This window comes from Streptomyces sp. NPDC104381, from assembly GCF_055583745.1.
Genome location: NZ_JBVJNK010000011.1, coordinates 139,411 through 157,707 on the forward strand (window position 1 = coordinate 139,411; position 18,297 = coordinate 157,707).

17 protein-coding genes, 1 pseudogene and 1 riboswitch are annotated in these 18,297 nt (G+C 71.6%); of the genes and pseudogenes, 10 read left to right on the forward strand and 8 right to left on the reverse strand.

Annotated features, from left to right (window positions below; genetic code table 11):
* Positions 1 to 2 precede the first annotated feature (2 nt).
* The 5 genes from hpnH to ACZ607_RS32165 all read left to right on the forward strand — a co-directional run bounded on the left by hpnH (position 3) and on the right by ACZ607_RS32165 (position 5,487).
* The gene (hpnH, locus tag ACZ607_RS32145; protein WP_469740762.1) at positions 3 to 1,022 is read left to right on the forward strand and encodes an adenosyl-hopene transferase HpnH; all 1,020 of its coding nucleotides are present in this window, start codon (positions 3 to 5) and stop codon (positions 1,020 to 1,022) included.
* A 170-nt stretch (positions 1,023 to 1,192) separates the two neighbouring features.
* The gene (gene dxs / locus ACZ607_RS32150; protein ID WP_469740766.1) at positions 1,193 to 3,103 is read left to right on the forward strand and encodes a 1-deoxy-D-xylulose-5-phosphate synthase; all 1,911 of its coding nucleotides are present in this window, start codon (positions 1,193 to 1,195) and stop codon (positions 3,101 to 3,103) included.
* Positions 3,100 to 4,494 carry an aspartate aminotransferase family protein gene (locus ACZ607_RS32155; RefSeq protein WP_469740768.1) on the forward strand — a complete coding sequence of 465 codons (1,395 nt, stop codon included), beginning with the start codon at positions 3,100 to 3,102 and terminating at the stop codon, positions 4,492 to 4,494. The genes dxs and ACZ607_RS32155 overlap by 4 nt, the downstream gene beginning before the upstream one ends.
* A 57-nt stretch (positions 4,495 to 4,551) precedes the next feature.
* Complete coding sequence (locus ACZ607_RS32160; RefSeq protein ID WP_469740771.1) at positions 4,552 to 5,172, forward strand: helix-turn-helix domain-containing protein; 621 nt, start codon at positions 4,552 to 4,554, stop codon at positions 5,170 to 5,172.
* Between the two features lie 141 nt (positions 5,173 to 5,313).
* On the forward strand, positions 5,314 to 5,487 hold the full coding sequence (locus ACZ607_RS32165; RefSeq protein ID WP_469740773.1) for a DUF6126 family protein: 174 nt from the start codon (positions 5,314 to 5,316) through the stop codon (positions 5,485 to 5,487).
* Between the two features lie 71 nt (positions 5,488 to 5,558).
* Here the strand turns inward: ACZ607_RS32165 and ACZ607_RS32170 are convergent, their stop codons facing one another.
* Entirely contained in the window at positions 5,559 to 6,383 is an 825-nt protein-coding gene (locus ACZ607_RS32170) for a tyrosine-protein phosphatase (RefSeq protein WP_469740775.1), read from the reverse strand.
* Positions 6,384 to 6,798: 415 nt separating this feature from the next.
* Positions 6,799 to 6,959, forward strand: a riboswitch (cyclic di-AMP (ydaO/yuaA leader).
* A 4-nt stretch (positions 6,960 to 6,963) separates the two neighbouring features.
* Between ACZ607_RS32170 and ACZ607_RS32175 the strand changes: the two genes are divergently transcribed.
* Together ACZ607_RS32175 and ACZ607_RS32180 are read left to right on the forward strand one after the other, a co-directional pair.
* Positions 6,964 to 7,878: a M23 family metallopeptidase gene (locus ACZ607_RS32175; RefSeq protein WP_469740778.1), complete on the forward strand. Its 915-nt coding sequence runs from the start codon at positions 6,964 to 6,966 to the stop codon at positions 7,876 to 7,878.
* A 176-nt stretch (positions 7,879 to 8,054) separates the two neighbouring features.
* Complete coding sequence (locus ACZ607_RS32180) at positions 8,055 to 8,882, forward strand: SGNH/GDSL hydrolase family protein (protein ID WP_469740780.1); 828 nt, start codon at positions 8,055 to 8,057, stop codon at positions 8,880 to 8,882.
* A gap of 22 nt (positions 8,883 to 8,904) precedes the next feature.
* Here the strand turns inward: ACZ607_RS32180 and ACZ607_RS32185 are convergent, their stop codons facing one another.
* The 5 genes and pseudogenes from ACZ607_RS32185 to ACZ607_RS32205 all read right to left on the reverse strand — a co-directional run bounded on the left by ACZ607_RS32185 (position 8,905) and on the right by ACZ607_RS32205 (position 14,442).
* Positions 8,905 to 9,864: an STM4011 family radical SAM protein gene (locus ACZ607_RS32185; RefSeq protein WP_469741030.1), complete on the reverse strand. Its 960-nt coding sequence runs from the start codon at positions 9,862 to 9,864 to the stop codon at positions 8,905 to 8,907.
* 32 nt (positions 9,865 to 9,896) lie between these two features.
* Positions 9,897 to 11,264 carry an STM4012 family radical SAM protein gene (locus ACZ607_RS32190; RefSeq protein WP_469740782.1) on the reverse strand — a complete coding sequence of 456 codons (1,368 nt, stop codon included), beginning with the start codon at positions 11,262 to 11,264 and terminating at the stop codon, positions 9,897 to 9,899.
* Positions 11,261 to 12,073, reverse strand: a complete 813-nt coding sequence (locus ACZ607_RS32195) for an STM4013/SEN3800 family hydrolase (protein WP_469741033.1) — start codon at positions 12,071 to 12,073, stop codon at positions 11,261 to 11,263. The genes ACZ607_RS32190 and ACZ607_RS32195 overlap by 4 nt, the downstream gene beginning before the upstream one ends.
* Before the next feature lie 313 nt (positions 12,074 to 12,386).
* Positions 12,387 to 13,484, reverse strand: a pseudogene (locus ACZ607_RS32200) (STM4014 family protein); the annotation flags it as partial.
* A gap of 7 nt (positions 13,485 to 13,491) precedes the next feature.
* Positions 13,492 to 14,442: an STM4015 family protein gene (locus tag ACZ607_RS32205; protein WP_469740784.1), complete on the reverse strand. Its 951-nt coding sequence runs from the start codon at positions 14,440 to 14,442 to the stop codon at positions 13,492 to 13,494.
* A 154-nt stretch (positions 14,443 to 14,596) separates the two neighbouring features.
* Here ACZ607_RS32205 and ACZ607_RS32210 point away from each other — a divergent pair, with 154 nt between their 5' ends.
* From ACZ607_RS32210 to ACZ607_RS32220, 3 genes are all read left to right on the forward strand, one after another.
* A complete protein-coding gene (locus ACZ607_RS32210) occupies positions 14,597 to 14,740 on the forward strand; it encodes a hypothetical protein (protein ID WP_469740785.1) in 144 nt (47 codons plus the stop codon).
* Between the two features lie 107 nt (positions 14,741 to 14,847).
* Complete coding sequence (locus tag ACZ607_RS32215) at positions 14,848 to 15,174, forward strand: hypothetical protein (protein ID WP_469740787.1); 327 nt, start codon at positions 14,848 to 14,850, stop codon at positions 15,172 to 15,174.
* Positions 15,175 to 15,243: 69 nt separating this feature from the next.
* Positions 15,244 to 16,245 carry a DUF6745 domain-containing protein gene (locus ACZ607_RS32220; protein WP_469740789.1) on the forward strand — a complete coding sequence of 334 codons (1,002 nt, stop codon included), beginning with the start codon at positions 15,244 to 15,246 and terminating at the stop codon, positions 16,243 to 16,245.
* A gap of 93 nt (positions 16,246 to 16,338) precedes the next feature.
* Here the strand turns inward: ACZ607_RS32220 and ACZ607_RS32225 are convergent, their stop codons facing one another.
* Both ACZ607_RS32225 and ACZ607_RS32230 read right to left on the reverse strand, forming a co-directional pair.
* Positions 16,339 to 16,950: a TetR/AcrR family transcriptional regulator gene (locus ACZ607_RS32225; RefSeq protein ID WP_469740791.1), complete on the reverse strand. Its 612-nt coding sequence runs from the start codon at positions 16,948 to 16,950 to the stop codon at positions 16,339 to 16,341.
* A 57-nt stretch (positions 16,951 to 17,007) separates the two neighbouring features.
* Entirely contained in the window at positions 17,008 to 18,207 is a 1,200-nt protein-coding gene (locus tag ACZ607_RS32230) for a glutamate dehydrogenase (RefSeq protein ID WP_469740794.1), read from the reverse strand.
* Positions 18,208 to 18,297 lie beyond the last annotated feature (90 nt).

Here is an 18,297-nt window from a genome sequence, read left to right on the forward strand (position 1 = left end):
AGATGGCCATGCCGCTCCGTCAGTCCATCAAGGTTGCGACGTATCTCTTCGAACAGAAGCTCCGCAAGCGGGAGAAGTTTCCGCTGATCGTCGAATTGGAGCCCCTGTTCGCCTGCAATCTCGCGTGCGAGGGCTGTGGGAAGATCCAGCACCCCGCCGGAGTGCTCAAGCAGCGCATGCCGGTCGCGCAGGCGGTCGGGGCGGTGCTGGAGTCGGGCGCCCCGATGGTCTCCATCGCCGGCGGCGAGCCGCTGATGCACCCGCAGATCGACGAGATCGTGCGCCAGCTGGTGGCGAAGAAGAAGTACGTCTTCCTCTGCACCAACGCCATGCTGATGCGTAAGAAGCTCGACAAGTTCACCCCGTCGCCCTACTTCGCCTTCGCCGTGCACATCGACGGGCTGCGCGAGCGGCACGACGAGTCGGTCGCCAAGGAAGGCGTCTTCGACGAGGCGGTGGAGGCGATGAAGGAGGCCAAGCGGCGCGGCTTCCGGGTCACCACCAACTCCACGTTCTTCAACACCGACACCCCGCAGACCGTCATCGAGGTGCTGAACTTCCTCAATGACGAGATGAAGGTCGACGAGATGATGATCTCGCCGGCGTACGCCTACGAGAAGGCCCCCGACCAGGAGCACTTCCTGGGGGTCGAGCAGACCCGCGAGCTCTTCAAGAAGTCCTTCGCCGGCGGTAACCGCAGCCGCTGGAGGCTCAACCACTCCCCGCTCTTCCTGGACTTCCTGGAGGGCAAGGCCGACTTCCCCTGCACGGCCTGGGCCATCCCCAACTACTCGCTCTTCGGCTGGCAGCGGCCCTGCTACCTGATGAGCGACGGATACGTCCCCACCTACCGGGAGCTGATCGAGGAGACCGACTGGGACAAGTACGGCCGGGGGAAGGACCCGCGCTGCGCGAACTGCATGGCGCACTGCGGCTACGAGCCGACCGCCGTACTCGCCACCATGGGGTCCCTCAAGGAATCGCTGCGAGCGGCACGGGAGACGATCGGCGGAGGCCGGTGACGTCATGAGCCGGGGAGAGCCGGTCGCACCGGGTCTCCCCGGGCCGCCGGCCCGGCCTTCGCGGTGCGTCGCCCCTCGCGGCGCATCCGGGGCCGGGCCGGCGGGGACACCCGGCGGGATCCCCGCAGTGGCCGTGAGCCGATAACAGAAGCAGAGAGAGGGGCCCGGGCATGACGATGCTGGAATCCATCAAGGGGCCGCAGGATCTCAAGGCACTGAGCCGACCGGAGCTCGGCGAACTCGCCGAGGAGATCAGGGCGTTCCTCATCCGGGCGGTGGCGAGGACGGGCGGTCACCTCGGCCCCAACCTCGGCGTGGTCGAACTCACCATCGCCCTGCACCGGGTCTTCGACTCACCCGTGGACCGCATCCTGTGGGACACCGGACACCAGAGCTACGTGCACAAGCTGCTGACGGGTCGTCAGGACTTCTCCAAGCTGCGCGGCAAGGGCGGACTCTCCGGCTACCCGTCCCGCGAGGAGTCCGAGCACGACGTCATCGAGAACTCCCACGCCTCCACCGTGCTCGGCTGGGCCGACGGCCTCGCGAAGGCCGACGAGGTGCTGGAGCGCGCACGCCATGTCGTGGCGGTCATCGGCGACGGAGCCCTCACCGGCGGAATGGCCTGGGAGGCACTGAACAACATCGCCGCCGCCGGGGACCGCCCGCTGATCATCGTGGTGAACGACAACGAGCGCTCGTACGCCCCGACCATCGGCGGGCTCGCCAACCACCTCGCCACCCTCCGCACCACCGACGGCTACGAGCGCTTCCTGTCCTGGGGCAAGGGCCTGCTCCAGCAGACACCGGTCATCGGACAGCCGCTGTACGGGTCCCTGCACGGCGCGAAGAAGGGGTTCAAGGACACCTTCGCCCCCCAGGGCATGTTCGAGGACCTGGGACTCAAGTACGTCGGCCCCGTCGACGGACACGACACCGAGGCCGTCGAGGCCGCACTGCAGCGGGCCAAGCGCTTCCACGGCCCGGTACTGGTGCACTGCATCACCGAGAAGGGCCGGGGCTTTCCGGCCGCCCTCGCCGACGACGCCGACCGCTTCCACACCGTCGGCAGGATGGACCCGCTGACCTGCGAGCCGCTCGTCCTGCCCGCCGCGCCGTCCTGGACCTCCGTCTTCGCCGACGAGATCGCGGAGATCGGCGCCGAACGCCCGGACGTCGTCGCCCTCACCGCGGCGATGCTGCACCCGGTCGGGCTGACCCGGTTCGCCGAGGAGTTCCCGGACCGGATCTGGGACGTCGGGATCGCCGAGCAGCACGCGGCGGCCTCGGCGGCGGGGCTGGCCACCGGAGGACTGCATCCGGTCGTCGCCGTCTACGCGACGTTCCTCAACCGGGCGTTCGACCAGCTGCTGATGGACGTCGCCCTGCACAGGTGCGGAGTGACCTTCGTGCTGGACCGGGCCGGCGTCACCGGGTCCGACGGCCCCTCGCACAACGGCATGTGGGACATGTCCCTGCTCCAGGTCGTCCCGGGGCTCCGCATCGCCGCCCCGCGCGACGCCGAGCGGCTGCGTGAGGAGCTGCGCGAGGCCGTCGAGGTCGACGACGCGCCGACGGTGGTCCGCTTCCCCAAGGAGTCGGTGGGGGAGCCCGTCGCGGCCGTGGGGCGGATCGGCGGGATGGACGTCCTGCACCGGGACCCGGACCCCGACGTCCTGCTGGTCGCCGTCGGAGCGCTCGCCCCGGTCTGTCTTCAGGCAGCCGACCTGCTGGCCGGATCCGGGATCCGCTGCACGGTCGTCGACCCGCGCTGGGTCAAGCCGGTCGACGACCAGCTGCCCGCGCTCGCCTCGCGCCACCGGCTGACGGCGGTCGTCGAGGACAACAGCAGGTCCGGCGGGGTCGGCTGGGCGGTCGGGCAGGCACTGCGGGACGCCGGTGTCGACGTACCGCTGCGGACGTACGGCATCCCCGAGCAGTTCCTCGCGCACGCCGGGCGCGGCGAGGTGCTGGCCGAGATCGGGCTCACACCGGTGGAGATCGCCGGAAGCATCAGCGCGGCGCTGGAGCGCCGCACGGCGGCGGAAGAGCGGAACACGCCGAAGGGGAACGGGGCATGAAGGACGAACGGCCGGGCTTCGACCTAGGGCGGCTCCTCGCGGAACGCGGCGCCGAACGGTACGAGCTGCACACCCGGCACCTCAACCACCAGCTGCCGAGGATGCTCCACACCCTCGGTTTCGACAAGGTGTACGAGCGGGCCGAGGGTGCCCACTTCTGGGACGAGGAGGGCAACGACTACCTCGACATGCTCGCCGGCTTCGGCGTGATGGGGCTCGGCCGGCACCACCCCGTCGTACGCAAGGCGCTCCACGACGTCCTGGACGCCTCGCTCGCCGACCTCACCCGCTTCGACTGCCAGCCGCTGCCCGGGCTGCTGGCCGAGAGGCTGCTGGCGCACAGCCCGCACCTCGACCGGGTGTTCTTCGGCAACAGCGGCACGGAGGCGGTCGAGACCGCGCTGAAGTTCGCCCGGTACGCCACCGGCAAGCCCCGGATCCTCTACTGCGACCACGCCTTCCACGGGCTGACCACCGGCTCCCTCTCCGTCAACGGTGAGAAGGGCTTCCGCGACGGGTTCGCGCCCCTGCTGCCCGACACCGCCGTCCCGCTCGGCGACCTCGACGCGCTGCGCCGCGAGCTGAAGCGCGGGGATGTGGCCGGGCTGGTCGTGGAGCCGATCCAGGGCAAGGGCGTCCACGCCTCTCCGCCCGGCTTCCTGCGGGAGGCGCAGGAGCTGCTGCACCGGCACAAGGCCGTGCTCATCGCCGACGAGGTGCAGACCGGGCTGGGCAGGACCGGTGACTTCTACGCGTACCAGCACGAGGAGGGTGTCGAACCCGATCTGCTCTGTGTCGCCAAGGCGCTCTCCGGCGGATACGTCCCGGTCGGCGCGACGCTCGGCAAGGACTGGATCTTCAAGCGCGTCTACTCCTCGATGGACCGGGTCCTCGTCCACTCCGCGAGCTTCGGGTCCAACGCCCAGGCGATGGCCGCGGGGCTCGCCGTCCTCGCCGTCATGGAGCAGGAGGAGATCGTCGCGAACGCCCGTCGCACCGGTGATCTGCTGCGCGAGCGCCTCGCCGCGCTCGTCGGCCGCTACGAGCTGCTGCACGAGGTGCGCGGCCGGGGTCTGATGATCGGCATCGAGTTCGGCCGGCCGTCCTCCCTCAAGCTCCGCAGCCGCTGGACGATGCTGCAGGCCGCCCGCAAGGGGCTCTTCGCGCAGATGGTGGTGGTGCCGCTGCTGCAGAAGCACCGGATCCTCACCCAGGTCTCCGGCGATCACCTCGAGGTGATCAAGCTGATCCCCCCGCTGGTCATCGGGGAGCCGGAGGTCGACCGCTTCGTCACCGCCTTCACCGCCGTCATGGACGACGCGCACAGCGGGGGCGGGCTGATGTGGGACTTCGGCAGGACCCTGGTGAAGCAGGCGGTGGCCAACCGTTGATTTTACCTCTGAGGCAAAATATTTGCCTCAGAGGAAAGTTCCTGGCCCAATGGAGACATGAATCCTCCTGACGGAGGGGTGGCCGACGAGCTCCCGGGGATCGCGCCACGCCTACGCGACCTGCGCCGCAACCGCGGCCTCACCCTGGAGGGCGCGGCCGGCCGGGCAGGGCTCTCCCCGGCCCACCTCTCCCGGCTCGAAACGGGCCGGAGGCAGCCCTCGCTGCCGATGCTGCTCGGCCTCGCCCGGGTCTACGGTACGACCGTCTCCGAGCTCCTGGGCGAGATACCGCCCGAACGTGACGCGATCGTCCGCGGCGGGACGCCCGACGGCGCGCCACGCGGCACCGAAGCGGGCGGCTGGCTCTACCGCCAGGCCGGCGGGCCGGGGCGTGCCATGCAGGCGCTGCACGTCCGTGTCCCCCACGGCGCCGAGAGCGACCTGGTGCGCGTCCACCCCGGGGAGGAGTGGCTGTACGTCCTCGACGGCAGGCTCCGGGTCGTGCTCGGCGAGACGGTGCACGACCTCGGCCCCGGGGACAGCGCACACTTCGACTCGCTCACCCCGCACCGGATCGCCGCGCCCGACTCCGGCGGGGCGCGCCTGCTCTTCGTGCACACGCTGCTGCAGAGCCCGGCCGCCGAGCTGTGCCTGGGCGGCGGGACGCACCGGCTCTGACCCCGACACCGGCGCCCCCCAGGCCGGCACCGCCCACGCAGCTACGCGCACCCACCTGACACGCCGCCCGTCCGACCGCGCACCCGCCCGGTCGCGCGCCCTTCGCCACCCCGGCCCGAGCGGCCGGAAGAGAGGACTGTCATGTCCGATTCGGAGCACTACGACCCGCTCACCCCGCGCAAGCCCAGGAGTGCGGACACGCAGGAGCGGCGGATGCCCCGCGGCGTCGTGATCCGGCTCTTCGCCTACCTGGTGGCCGGTCACGTCGTCGCGGGCTTCCTCTTCCTGCTCTTCACCGTGGCCGGCAAAGGCTGACCGTCCGGCCTCACGCCTCCTCGACGGGCCCCCGTCGCGCAGGGAGAGGCGCCTTGCGGCCGCCTGCTGCGTCAGGCGCCCTCGACGAGGCGCTCACGCAGCCGCGCGCGGGTCTCGTCGCTGATCTTCAGTCCCTCGCGGAGATAGCGGTCCGTGCCGCCCCAGATCTCGTCGATGGTCTCGAATGCCGCGGCGAGGTATTCGGCGCGGGCGCCGAAGAGCGGATTGAGCAGTTCCATCACCTCCTCGGACATTCCCACCGCCGAGGTGTCACTGCGGCGCACCTTGTAGCGGCGGTGCGCGTCGTTCGACTTGAGGTAGTCGGCCTCGATGGCCTCCACCCGTACCCCGACCGCGAGCAGCGAGACCGCGACCGAGAGGCCGGCCCTGTCCTTGCCCGCCGCGCAGTGCATCAGCGCCGGCACGCTGTCCTCCGCCAGCGCGTGCAGCACGCGGCTGTGCTCGGCGGTGCGGTCCTTGATGATCGAACGGTACGAGGCGACCATCCGGTCCGTCCCCTTGCCGTCGGCCAGGATCGAGCGCAGCTGCTGGATGTTCCCGTCGCGCACGAGCCGCCAGAACTCCGCGCCGTCCGCCGGGTCGGAGAGAGGAATGCTGACATTCCGGACGCCGGGCAGCTCCACGTCGAGGCCGTCGAGCTTGTGGTCGGCGGCGTTGCGGAAGTCGAAGATCGTGTGCAGCCCGAGCCCCGCGAGGAAGGTCGCGTCGGACTCGGTGGCATGGGCGAGGTGGCCGCTGCGGTAGAGGCGCCCGTACCGCACGGTGCCGCCGTCGACGGTCGGAAGCCCGCCGACATCACGGAAGTTGCGGACACCGGTCAGGTCGACGTCCGTCGGCTCGGGGCCGACCGGCGGGACCTCTGGCAGCTGCGTCACAAGGGCTCCTGGAGTGTCGGGCGTCGGCGCCGCTCGCCGACGGGGGCACGCCCGCGACGATACGACATGGCTGCATCAGGCAACCGTCTCGGTGGCCGTGACCCCGGCCTCCCCTGAGGGTCGACGTTCACATCATGTCCGTATTGGTGCATTTAGCAGAACATGCCCCGCTTGTACGGGAGATGGTGTGAGCCGGGTGAGCGGGATCATATCCGTGACGGTGCGTGGTGAAGATCCCGCGGGGTATTCCTGACGCCGTGCGGAAAGCCAAGATCGGTAATCCACGGAGTGTGACGGGAATTCCGCGCCGGAATTGAAGCGTGGATTCCGGTTCGGAATCGACGGCTTGTTCACGGCGTCCCGGCTCGCTTACGGTCACGGTCAATCCGGACGGAACGCCTAATCCTGCCGCCGCCCGGAATCCGCACCGACTCACGCGTGGCAGGAGCGGGGGAACCAGGTAAGCCGCCGGCCGGAGGGATCCGGCACGGCTAGGGGTCAAGTCGCGCACCGCGCGGCCGGGCATCTCCAGTCCGAACCCGACAGCTCACCTCGCAGGCGCCGGAGAGGAAATATCCCCATGCCCGCAAAAGGCAAGCACCGTCGTACGAAGACCGGCCCGATCTCCCGAGGCGTCCTTGCCGCAGGGACCGGCGGCGCCGTCCTCGCCCTCCCGCTGATCGGCGCGACCGGAGCCCACGCGGCCGAGCAGTCCGCGCCGGCCGCCACGTCCGCCGCCGCGCACAGCGCTCCCGCCTCCGCCGCGAAGAGCACCCCCAAGACCTACTCCGTGGTCTCCGGCGACTACCTCGCCAAGATCGCGGCCGAGAAGAAGGTCAAGGGCGGCTGGCAGAAGCTGTACAAGGACAACCGTGACGTCGTCGGCGAGAACCCGAGCCTGATCCTGCCGGGCATGAAGCTGACCCTGGGCGCCAAGGCGTCCGGTTCCGCCGAGGCCACCCCCTCCAAGTCCGCCCCGTCGGCGGCGAAGAAGGCCGCCCCGGCCGAGAAGACGGCTGCCCCCGCCGAGAAGACGGCCGCCCCGGCCGCCGAGACCGCCGACTCCGGTGCGTCGGAGAGCGACAGCTCCGGCTGGGCCGCCCCGGTCGAGAACCCCAACGTCACCACCCAGTACCGAGCCTCGGGCGCCAGCTGGTCCAGCGGCTACCACACCGGCTCCGACTTCCAGGCGGCCTCCGGCACCAGCGTCCGCTCCATAGGCCCGGGCACCGTGGTCTCCGCCGGCTGGAGCGGCTCGTACGGCAACGAGGTCGTCATCCAGCACAGCGACGGCATGTACTCCCAGTACGCGCACCTGTCCTCGCTCGAGGTCTCGGCCGGCCAGACCGTCACCGGCGGCCAGCAGATCGGCCTCTCCGGCACCACCGGCAACTCCACCGGCCCGCACCTCCACTTCGAGGTCCGGACCGGCCCGAGCTACGGCTCCGACGTCGACCCGATCGCCTACCTGCGATCGCACGGCGTCTCCATCTGAGACCCACCGCCCGAGGGTGTCACCCCGGGCCGAAGGAGAGGGGCGGTGCGCAGCGGCGCACCGCCCCTCTCCTTATTCCGGCTTTACCAAAAACTGACCGGGTGGTCTTTCTCACCACCCGTCAACCCCTTATTACGGTCGCGTAGGTCACAATCGAAGGTGCAGGATAAGCACTTGTGGCAGACGATTCGAGAAACAGAACACGCGGCATCATCGGGTCGTACGCAGCGATTGGCGACAGCTTCACCGAGGGCGTCGGAGACCCCGGCCCCGGAGGGACGCTCGTCGGCTGGGCCGACCGGTTCGCGGTCCTCCTGGCCGACCAGCTCCCGGTCCCCGATGCGGTGGTCGGCCCCGTCGACGACACGCACGGGAATTTCCGGTACGCCAATCTCGCCGTACGCGGACGACTCCTCGACCAGATAGTCGAGGAACAGGTCCCGCGCGCCAAGGAGCTGGCACCTGATCTGGTGAGCTTCTGCGCGGGCGGCAACGACATCCTCCGTCCCGGTTCCGACCCGGACGACGTGGCGGAACGCTTCGAGCGGGCCGTCGCCGATCTGACGCAGGCGGTGGGCACCGTCATGGTCACCACCGGCTTCGACACCCGTGGCATCCCCGTGCTCAAGCATCTGCGCGGCAAGATCGCCATGTACACCGCGCACGTCCGGTCCATCGCCGACCGCTACGACTGCCCGGTGCTGGACCTGTGGTCCCTGCGCTCCGTGCAGGACCGGCGGGCCTGGGACAACGACCGGCTGCACCTCTCGGCGGAGGGTCACACCCGCGTCGCGCTGCGCGCCGCCCAGGTCCTCGGCCTCGATGTGCCCGCCGACCCCGACCAGGTGTGGCCCCCGCAGGTACAGCGTGGGGCGCTCGAGGTCCGGCGCGACGACATCCAGTGGGCGCGTGAATACCTCGTCCCGTGGATCGGCCGCCGACTGCGCGGGGAGTCCTCCGGGGACCACGTCGAGGCCAAGCGCCCCGACCTGCTGCCGCTCTGACCGTCCGGCCGGTGACCCGCCGTCAGGGGCGGGCCAGGGGCAGCTGACGCCGGGCAGGGCCCGCGGACACGGGCCCGTCCGGCGCGGGCAGCGGCATCGGACCGGCGGGTGTCGGTGCCGGATGGGCGGCGTCCCGCAGCGGGCGGGCGGGTATCCGCTCCAGCACGCCGCCCGCGAAGACGTCGTACAACGGCAGCGTCTCCAGGTGCACATAGCCGATGTGGCAGTCGCACACCGCGAGCGGGCAGCCGCGCGGGCCGAGCGCGCCGCGGTAGCTGCCGTCGTAGAGATTGCCCAGTTCGGACCGGACGAAGTGACAGCGGCGCACCGTCCCGTCGCCGTCCACCGAGACGACCGACTCACCCGTCCGGCAGGGCATCCCCGCCGAGCGGTGCGGGTGCCTGCTGTAGGGGAACAGCGGGTCCAGGGCCGTCCAGAGGTCCGCCTGCTCGTCCGTATAGGTGTGCCCCTCGGCGGCGTTGACCCAGAGATACACCTCGGGCGGCAGCGCCGAGCGCAGCCGTCGCGCCTCCTCCAGGTGTTCGTCGAGCCCCACGATCCCGACGCTGTGGCGCACCCCGAGATCGGTGAGCTCCCGGCACCGCCCGAGGAAACGCTCGTACGGCGTCTGGCCCGGGTGGTACGTGCACCACAGGGCGACCTTCTCCCGGTCCGCCTCCGCGAGCCAGCTCGTACGGCCGCTGAGGTTGGTCTGGATGGCGACCCGGCCGATGTGCTCCAGCCGCGACAGCTCGACGAGCGCCTTCCGGTACCAGGACCGCACGAGGCCCTCGCCCCACGGGGTGAACAGGACCGACAGCCGGTCGCCGGTCTGCGCCGCGGCCCACGCGGTGAACCGCTCCAGGGCGGCACGGTCGGACCGGAGCTGCTCCCCGGTGTCCCGCCGCTTGGCGAACGGGCAGTAGGGGCAGTCGTAGTCGCACGAGGCCAGCGGACCCCGGTAGAGGATCGTCAGGTCCAGGGGAGCGGCGGACGTGTCGCTCATCGGCCCGTTCACTTCGCCTCGTACGCGGCCATCGCGGCCCGCACCGCCGGGGAGAACAACTCGGGTCCCAGGGCGTCCGAATGGGCCAGGCCCTCGGGGGAGAGACGCAGCAGGCCGGGGCCCGCCGAGCCGTCCAGCCAGCCGCGCGCGGAGAAGAGCTCCAGCTCGGCGGGGAAGTCATCGTAAGGATCGGTGCCGAAGCGCTCCCGGTACTCGGCGGGCCGCATCCCCTGGGCCTGGAGGAGTGACTGCAGGAGATGGCGCCGGCGTGCCTCGCCCTCGTCGACGTACCGGCCGACCTCCGCCCGGGAGAAGTCCCCGGTCGTGGTGAAGCGGTCGATGATGCCCCGGATCTCACGCATCTCCACCGCGTAGTCGAAGGAGTAGTGCAGGGAGGAGGTGTACGAGCGTGCCCCGCAGCCGAGCCCGATCATGCCGTCGGTCTGGCACGCGTAGTCGTCGGGGCCCGCGTGCGGGGCGTCCCGGCGGCGGAACATCCGCATCGACACCTGCTCGTAGCCGTGGGCCAGCAGGTGGTCGCGGCCCGCGCGGTACAGCCGCAGCCGCTGTTCGTCCCAGGCGGTGTCCGGCCCCTCCGGTGCTTCCGAGGCGGTGCCCTGGCGCCCGAGACCGGTCAGCGGGCGCACGTACAGGGGGTAGAGGTACAGCTCTTCCGGGTGCCAGGCCAGGGCGGCGTCCAGCGAGGTGCGCCAGCTCGCGCCGGTCTGGCCCTCGATGCCGTAGATCAGGTCGATGTTGAGGACCGGGACACGCGCCTCGCGGATGCGGCCGAGGGCCGCTTCCACGTCGGAGCGGTGCTGCGGGCGGACGGCGGCGCGGGCCTCGGCGTCGACGAAGCTCTGTACGCCGATGCTGATCCGGGTCGTACCGCGGTCGGCCAGGACAGCCAGCCGGTCCGCCGTCGCCGTCGACGGCGAGGTCTCGACCGACAGCGGTACCGCCCTCAGGTCGGCCCCCATCCGCTTCTCCGCGATGTCGCAGAGGCGTTCCAGCTCCCCGGCGGTGAGGAAGGTGGGCGTTCCGCCCCCGAACGCGGCGGCGGCGAAGCGCACCGGACCGTCGTCGCCCAGCGCGTCGCGGACGGCGGTGGCCTGCCGGTCGAGCGCGTCGAGGTACCGGGTCGTCAGCTCCTCCGGGGCGCCGATCCGGGTGAACAGATTGCAGAAGCCGCAGCGGACCTCGCAGAACGGTATGTGGAGGTAGAGGGAGAGCGCGTCCTTGCGCTCCGTCGCCCAGAGCTCGCGCAGCGCCGGCCGCCCCACGGGATGGGCGTCGAGCGGACGGTAGGCCGTCTTGTGCGGGTAGGCGTAGACGTAGCTGCGATACGGGCTGCCGCTGTGCGTGGTCCCGGTCATCGAGTTGCCCCCGGTTCGAGGAAGAAGTGGGCATAGGGGACGGTCCACACGGCCTCGTGTCCGATCCGGTGGCCGGTGTAGCCGTCGTCGCCGTACGCCGTGCCGTGATCGGAGCAGACGATGGCGAAACACCTGCGTCGGCTGCTCGCCGCGGTGAAGAGACGCCCGATGTGCCGGTCCGCGTACTCCAGGGCCGCGGCGTGCGTGGCTCTGGTGTCACCCGCTTCGGCGGTGGCGCCCGGCAGATGGAACCAGTTGGGCTGGTGCAGCGCCGAGACGTTGACGAAGAGGAACAGCCGCTGGTCCTCGGGAAGTTCCGCGACCACCTGCTCGGCGCGCGCGACCTGCGACTCGAAGGACGTCGGCGACGCCACACCGAACTCCGGCTCCCAGTGGCTCTCCTGGAACATGCCGGGCAGGACCGAGCCGAGCGGCGGACGCCGGTTGAAGAACCCCACACCGCCGACGCACACCGTGCGATAGCCCACGGCGGCGAGGCCGGACAGGAGGTCGGGGGCGTCATGGACGAAGGTGCCGTCCGCGGTGGACTCGCTGCCCGCGAACCGGGCGGCGAACAGCCTGGGGTGAGGACCGGGAGCGGCGGGCGTCGGCAGAAAGCCGGCGAAGATCGCCTGATGGGAGGCGTACGTGAAGCTCCCGGGCGCATGCCGCTTCTCCCAGACGCCACCGGGCAGATGCCGGGCGAGATTCGGGATGCGTCCGGCCGCGGCCAACTCCTCGGCCACGTCGAACCGCAGGGTGTCCAGGGTGACGAGCAGCAGGTCGTGGCTTCCCACGATCGCGTTCATGTCGGGGTTCGGCAGCGGAGCGCGGTGGGACATGTTTTCAGGGGGCATGGGTGACACGGTCGTTCCTTGTCCGGTCGTCGCTCGCCGGACCCGATCCCCGGGAACGGCCACCCGGCCGGTGGTCGTGCGAGCGGGCGGCGTGGTCGTGCGGTGGTGTCGCGGGGTCATGTGCCGGGGCCGGGTGGCCGGGGGCCCCGTGCTTGTCCGAGGAGGTCGCGTGGCAGTGTGCCGCGTACTTGTCCCAGGAGGCCGCGTGACGGTGGGCCCCGTGCTTGTCCCAGGAGGCCGCGTGGCTGTGCGCCGAGGCGGCCCGTACGGCTGCGACCTGCGCGCCGTAGGTGTCCAGGCCCTCCGCGCCGCTGCCCGGCAGGCCGGTCAGACGCGGCAAGAGGTCGCCGAAGGCGTTCACCTCGCCCACGGCGAAGCGCCGCCAGCCGGTCGCGGGCAGCAGGTCGACGCCCACGCACAGCGTGCCCGGGAAGCAGGCGGCCGCCCGCTCGCACTCGGCCAGGGCGGCATCCCAGCTTCCGCCCGCCGCCGCCACGGCGGCCCGCACCTCGTGCAGATCACCGCGCGTGCCGCCCAGGTGAAGATTGGTCATGGGGGACCGGCTGGTCCGTACGACGGCATGGGTCGCCCTTCCCGCGACCACCACGACCCTGAGGTCGGCGACCCGCCCCCGCTGGGACGCCTTGGGCAGCCAGCGCTCGATGTGCAGGCCGTCCGGGGCCAGGGCGTCGACGAGGGCCGCCACCTCCCGCTCCGTCGTACAGCGGCGCACGCGCAGCGAGTTGAACAGCCGGCCCCGCTCGTCCCGCTCCACGGACGTGGTCGCCCGGATCCTCCCGGGGCCCGCCGTCTCCAGGGCCATCACGCCCGAGGCGGAGGAGCCGTGCGCGGGCTTCACGAACACTCTGGGCATGCGGTGGTCCGCCATCAGGCGGCGCAGATCCGCCCATCCCCGTACCGGTGCCGCGCCGGGGCCCGACGTGGGGGAGTCCGGAACGGACACCCCGGCGGCATCGAGCACACCGTGGCAGAGCCGCTTGTCGAACAGCACCGCGATGTCCTCGGGGTCGTCCAGCAGGACCGCACCCGCGCCCGCCGCGGCCCGCCCCACCTCCCGCGCGGCCGCGGTGAACCGTGCGTACCAGCGGGCCGAACCCTCGACCCTGGCCGGATCGTCGCCCCCGCGCAGCATCCGGTCCACCACGGCGTCCTCGCCGGGCGAATCGACGCGCACCGTCTCCCCCGGAAGGAAGACCGCCTCTCCCCGGAGCACCTCCAGCCAGGAGATCGTGCGCGCTGCGGGCAGCCCCGCGGCGCGCACGGCGTCCTGGAAGAGGCCGACCCTGCGGTTGGCGGGAATGCCGACGACGGCCAGGCGCGGCGTCCCCTCGGTGCCGGTCATCGCATCCTCACTCCGCGACCGCGGTGTAGCGGCCCTCGGGGCCCTGGTCGTCCCACGGCTCGCAGCGGTCGGACAGATCCACCGACACACCGTGCGGCTCCAGTGCCTCCTTGACACGGCGCTCCATCGGCGCGGTCAGGAAGTGGTGGTGCAGGTCGAGCGAGGTGAGATGGGTGAGGGGCTGCCCTTCCAGCAGGGCCGCCGCACCCTCGTCGCCGAGTGTGCCGTTGGACAGGTCGAGGGTGCGGAGCTGCGCGACGACCGGCGCCGAGCCGACCGCCGCCGCTATCTCGTTCTGCAACTCGCTGTTGCGCAGGCCCAGATGGTGGAGCCGGGGGAAGCGGCTGCCACTCAGCAGCGGCGCCAGATCCGGGACGACCACGTCGCCCCCGTACGCGGAGACGCCGAGCCAGAGGTCCAGGTGCTCCAGGGCCGGCAGCTCGCTGTCGAGCACTCCGCGCAGCGCCGCCGCGGGCAGGCCACCGCTCTCGATGACGAGCCCCCGCAGGGACCCGTGCTTGACCGGCGGGAACTCCAGGTCCGTACCGCCGCGTACACCGAGATGCGTCAGGGCGGGGAAGGCGGTGAGCAGCGCGGTGACGTCCGACTGCTCGATCCACGAGATCTCGGCCTCCTCCTGCACCAGGTCCCCGACGAAGACGGCCTTGAGCGAGGTCAGCCGGCCGGCCGCGGCCACGACGAGCCCGATGGGATAGGAGGAGTTCTCCTCGTACGACTCGCCCCACTGGCCGATGATCAGGGCCTCGACGCCTGACGGATCGACGGCTTCGAGGAAGGCGGTGAACTCCTCCTCCCACGTGCCGTCCTCCTCGTACGGCTCGACGCTGACGCGCCAGGCCGCAGCGCCGGCCGGGGGACGGTCCGCCCCCTCGGTATCGCGCTGGAAATCGACGGCCGGGAGGCCGAGCAACTCGTGCAGACGGTCCGCGTCGGACATGGCACCGATCTCCTGAAACTGGGGACGACTGATGTCCGCAAGGTTTATCAAGCGCCACTGACAACGGCGTGACCGGCCCCACAACCACCCGGCCGGCCGTCGCCTGCGTGGCGCGGCCGGCAAGGCCGCGGCACGCCGTAACGAGGTGCGGGCGGTGACCGGGGCCCGGACGCTGGACCTCGGTCTCGCCCAACCGTCGCGCCTCGGCGCTTCGTTCTTCCGGGCCGTCGTGGGCGTCGTGCTGCCCTGCGGCCTGATGTTCGGGCTCATCGGGCTCGCTCTCACCCTCACCGGCTGACACCTCGCACGGCCGGGGAGCCCGGGCCGGCCGCCGATGTCAGACCCCTCTCGTAGCGTTTTACCTGTGACCGGCACAGCGGGTGCCGGGGCGGAGGGGAGACGTCTGTGTACCGGCAGGGCGACGTACTGATGGTGGCGCTGGAGGAGTCGGCGGTGCCCGCGCACTTCCTCGACGCACCGGGCGAACCGCGCGACGGGCGGGGGCGGTTGGTTCTGGCACTCGGTGAGGTCACCGGCCACGCGCACGCGGTGCAGGGGCCCGGCCGCCTGATGAGGGAGGCCGGGCCGTTCGGCCCGATGCTGCTCCATCTCCCCGAGGGCGGCCGCGTGGTCCACGAGGAGCACGCCGCGATAGCCCTGCCGAAGGGCTGGTTCCGCGTCGTGCGTCAGCGCGAGTACGCCCCGGGGGCGGTCCGGATCGTCGCGGACTGACGCCCACGCGGTGTGCGGTGATCCGGTGATGTGCGGTCAGACAACAGGAACAGGGGACGGGGAATACCGATGCAGTACGTGAACGCGTGGCGGGCCGTGGCGGCGGCGACGGGCAGGGCCGACCGAGGCGCCGCCGAGGACGGGGTGCGGCTCGCCTACCGCCGAGCGGGACTCGCCGAGCCCGAGCGCATCATCTGGGCGGACTCACCCAGGGCGGCGGTCGAGGTGGTGGAGAAGCTGGCCGGCGCGGGACGTTCGGTGCGCGAGGAGGTCCGGACCCGTCCCTGGGCGGAGGAACGGCGCCGGATGTACGACGAACTGGGCCCGGCCGGCTGGTCCGCCCTCTGGTCCGCGACCGGGGCCCAGCTGTGGGAGACCACGGCCGCACTGGCCGAGCGGATACGGACAGGGATCGTCGCCGGGCTCACCACGCGGCCCGAGGACGAGTCCGACGTCCGTCTTCTGCTGCTCGACGCGGTCCTCGGCCAGCACGACGCGGCCTGGCTCGCGGCTTTCGACGGCCGAGGCGACCGGCTGACCGGACTGGCGGAGGTCGCGAGGAACGCCGGATGGTGGTGGCCCTACGAGCACGCCGTCGTGATCAGCGAGCGCCCCGAGGAGCTCCACCGCGACGAGGCGGGGCGGCTCGACCGGGGCGACGGACCCGCCCTGTCCTACCCGGACGGCTTCGCGCTGTACGCCTGGCGCGGAATGCCCGTACCGGCAGAGTTCCTCGACGGCCTGGCGAGCCTGACCCCGGAGCGGATACGGGACGAGGAGAACGCGGAGCTGCGCCGCGTGATGCTGGAGTACTACGGCTACGACCGCTACCTCTCGGAATCCGGCGCGGAGCCGGTGCACCGGGACGAGACCGGGATCCTGTGGCGCATCGCGATGGAGGGCGACGAGGACGTGGTGATGGTCGAAGTCGTCAACTCCACCCCCGAGCCGGACGGAACGTACCGCACCTACTGGCTTCGGGTGCCGCCGCGGACCCGTACCGCGAAGGAGGGCGTCGCCTGGACCTTCGGTCTCGACGGGGAGGTCTACGCCCCGGTGCGCCAGACCTGACGGACGCGGGGACCGCCTGTGCTCGGCCGGTCCGGAGCTCCCGGGCCCGTCTGATCTGGCGCCCTGCCCCTCCTTCGGCCCACGGGACCGGCCTCAGGCGGTCAGGGCCTCGTGGGCGATGCCGAGTTCGCGGGCGAGCGCCTCCTCGGTCCACTGCAGCATCGTGGCCCGGGAGAGCGGACCCGCGTACGACGTCATCTGGACGGCGAGCCCGTCCAGGAGAGCCGTCAGCCGCCAGGCCACGGACATCGGGTCCTCGCAGTGGAACTCACCCGCCGCGGCGCCCTCCTCGATCACCTCGGCCAGCTCCGACTTCCACTGCTGGTCGAGATCCCCGGCCACCTCCCGCAGCACCGGATCACGCAAGGAGGACGCCCAGCCCTCGATCCACAGCCGCCAGCCCTTGGCCTGGCCGGTCGGCGCGTACCAGCGGACGGCGGACCGCAGCCGCCGGACCGCGCTGGTGCGCCGGTTCAACAGCTTGCGCAGATGGGCGAGATCGGCCTCCGCCGCATAGGCGAACGCGGCGGCCACCAACTTCTCCTTGGACGAGAAGTGGTAGAGCACCAGCGCGTTGCTCACCCCGAGAACGGCGGCCACATCGGCGATCCGGACCGCGGACACGCCCCGGACCTCGATCTGCTCGACGGTAGCGCGCAGGAGCTCCTCACGCCGCTCCGCCACACTCAGCCGTACTCTTGCCACGCCGTCACCCTAACCAACACCCTGGTCCCGGCATCCGGCCCCGCCTCCCGGAGATGGCTACCGGTACCAGCCGAACCGCTCCGCCATCACCGGCAGACGGTCCGCGGCGAGCCCGTGTGCGGCAGCCCGCGGTGTGCAGCCGTCCGTTGCCGACCGCTCCAGGACGCGCTCCATCAGGGCTCGCATCGAACGCCGGGTGTGACCGAACGCCTCGTCCGCGTCCGGCCCGATGTCCCCGAACAGCGTCCACCACCACCACGCGTTCGTACCGGAGTTGACGACCACATCGGGCAGCACGGTGACTCCGCGCCCGGCGAGCAGTGACTCCGCTTCCGGGAGCACCGGCATGTTCGCTGCCTCGACCACCCAACGGGCCGTGATGGACGCCTGGTTCACGGCGTCCACGGCATAGGACACGGCGGCCGGGACCAGCACGTCCGCGTCGGCGGCCAGCCAGGCGTCGGACGGCAGCTCCTGGTCCCCGTCGCGCAGCGCTCCCCGGTCCACCGTCCCGTGCGCGTCCCGGGCGGCCAGCAGCGCCTCGACGTCCAGGCCGGAGGGATTCGCGATCGTGCCCTTGACGTCGGCGACCGCGACGACCGCCAGCCCGGCCCGGGACAGGAACCGTGCCGTCGCCCCGCCCATGGTGCCCAGCCCCTGGAGGGAGACCCGTGCCTCGCCGTGTGCGATACCCGCCCGGTCGAGAGCGGCGAGCGCGCACTCCGCGACCCCGCAGCCGCCGACGAGCTCGTCGAGACCGATCCCGTCCACCGTGACGGCGAAGGCGTCCGAGAGCCGGCGCCGGGCGTCCGTCTCGTCGTCCAGCAGGGGGTAGACCGCCTGGACCGTGGAGAGAAGCCCGGCCTCGGCGGCGGCCCGGTCGACGAGGTCCTGGCTCAGCCCGAGGTCCTCGCCCGTCGTCCAGACGCTCTCCACGTACGGGCGCACCGCCCGCAGGAAGCGGACGAGCACCCCGTAGGCGGCCGGATCGCGCGGGTCGCAGTCGATGCCGCCCTTGGCGCCGCCCAGCGGGATGTACCGCGCCCGTGAGTCTGCGGGGTCGAAGTGCAGCGCCTCCTTCAGGGTCATGCCCTTCGCCAGCCCCGCCACCTCCGCCAGGGTGCAGCCCTGCCGCATCCGCAGACCCCCGCTCGACACCCCGCGCACCAGTCGGTCGACGACGAGATACCCCTCCGTGCCGGTGATGTGATCGGTCCAGGTCAGGGACACCAGCGGGGCGGGGGAGAGGGACGGCACAAGGCGGCTCCTGGATCGTCGGGGGGAGGATCTACTGAACAGCGAGTCAGTATCAGGAGGGCGGTGGACGGCTGTCAACGCGTGCAGAAC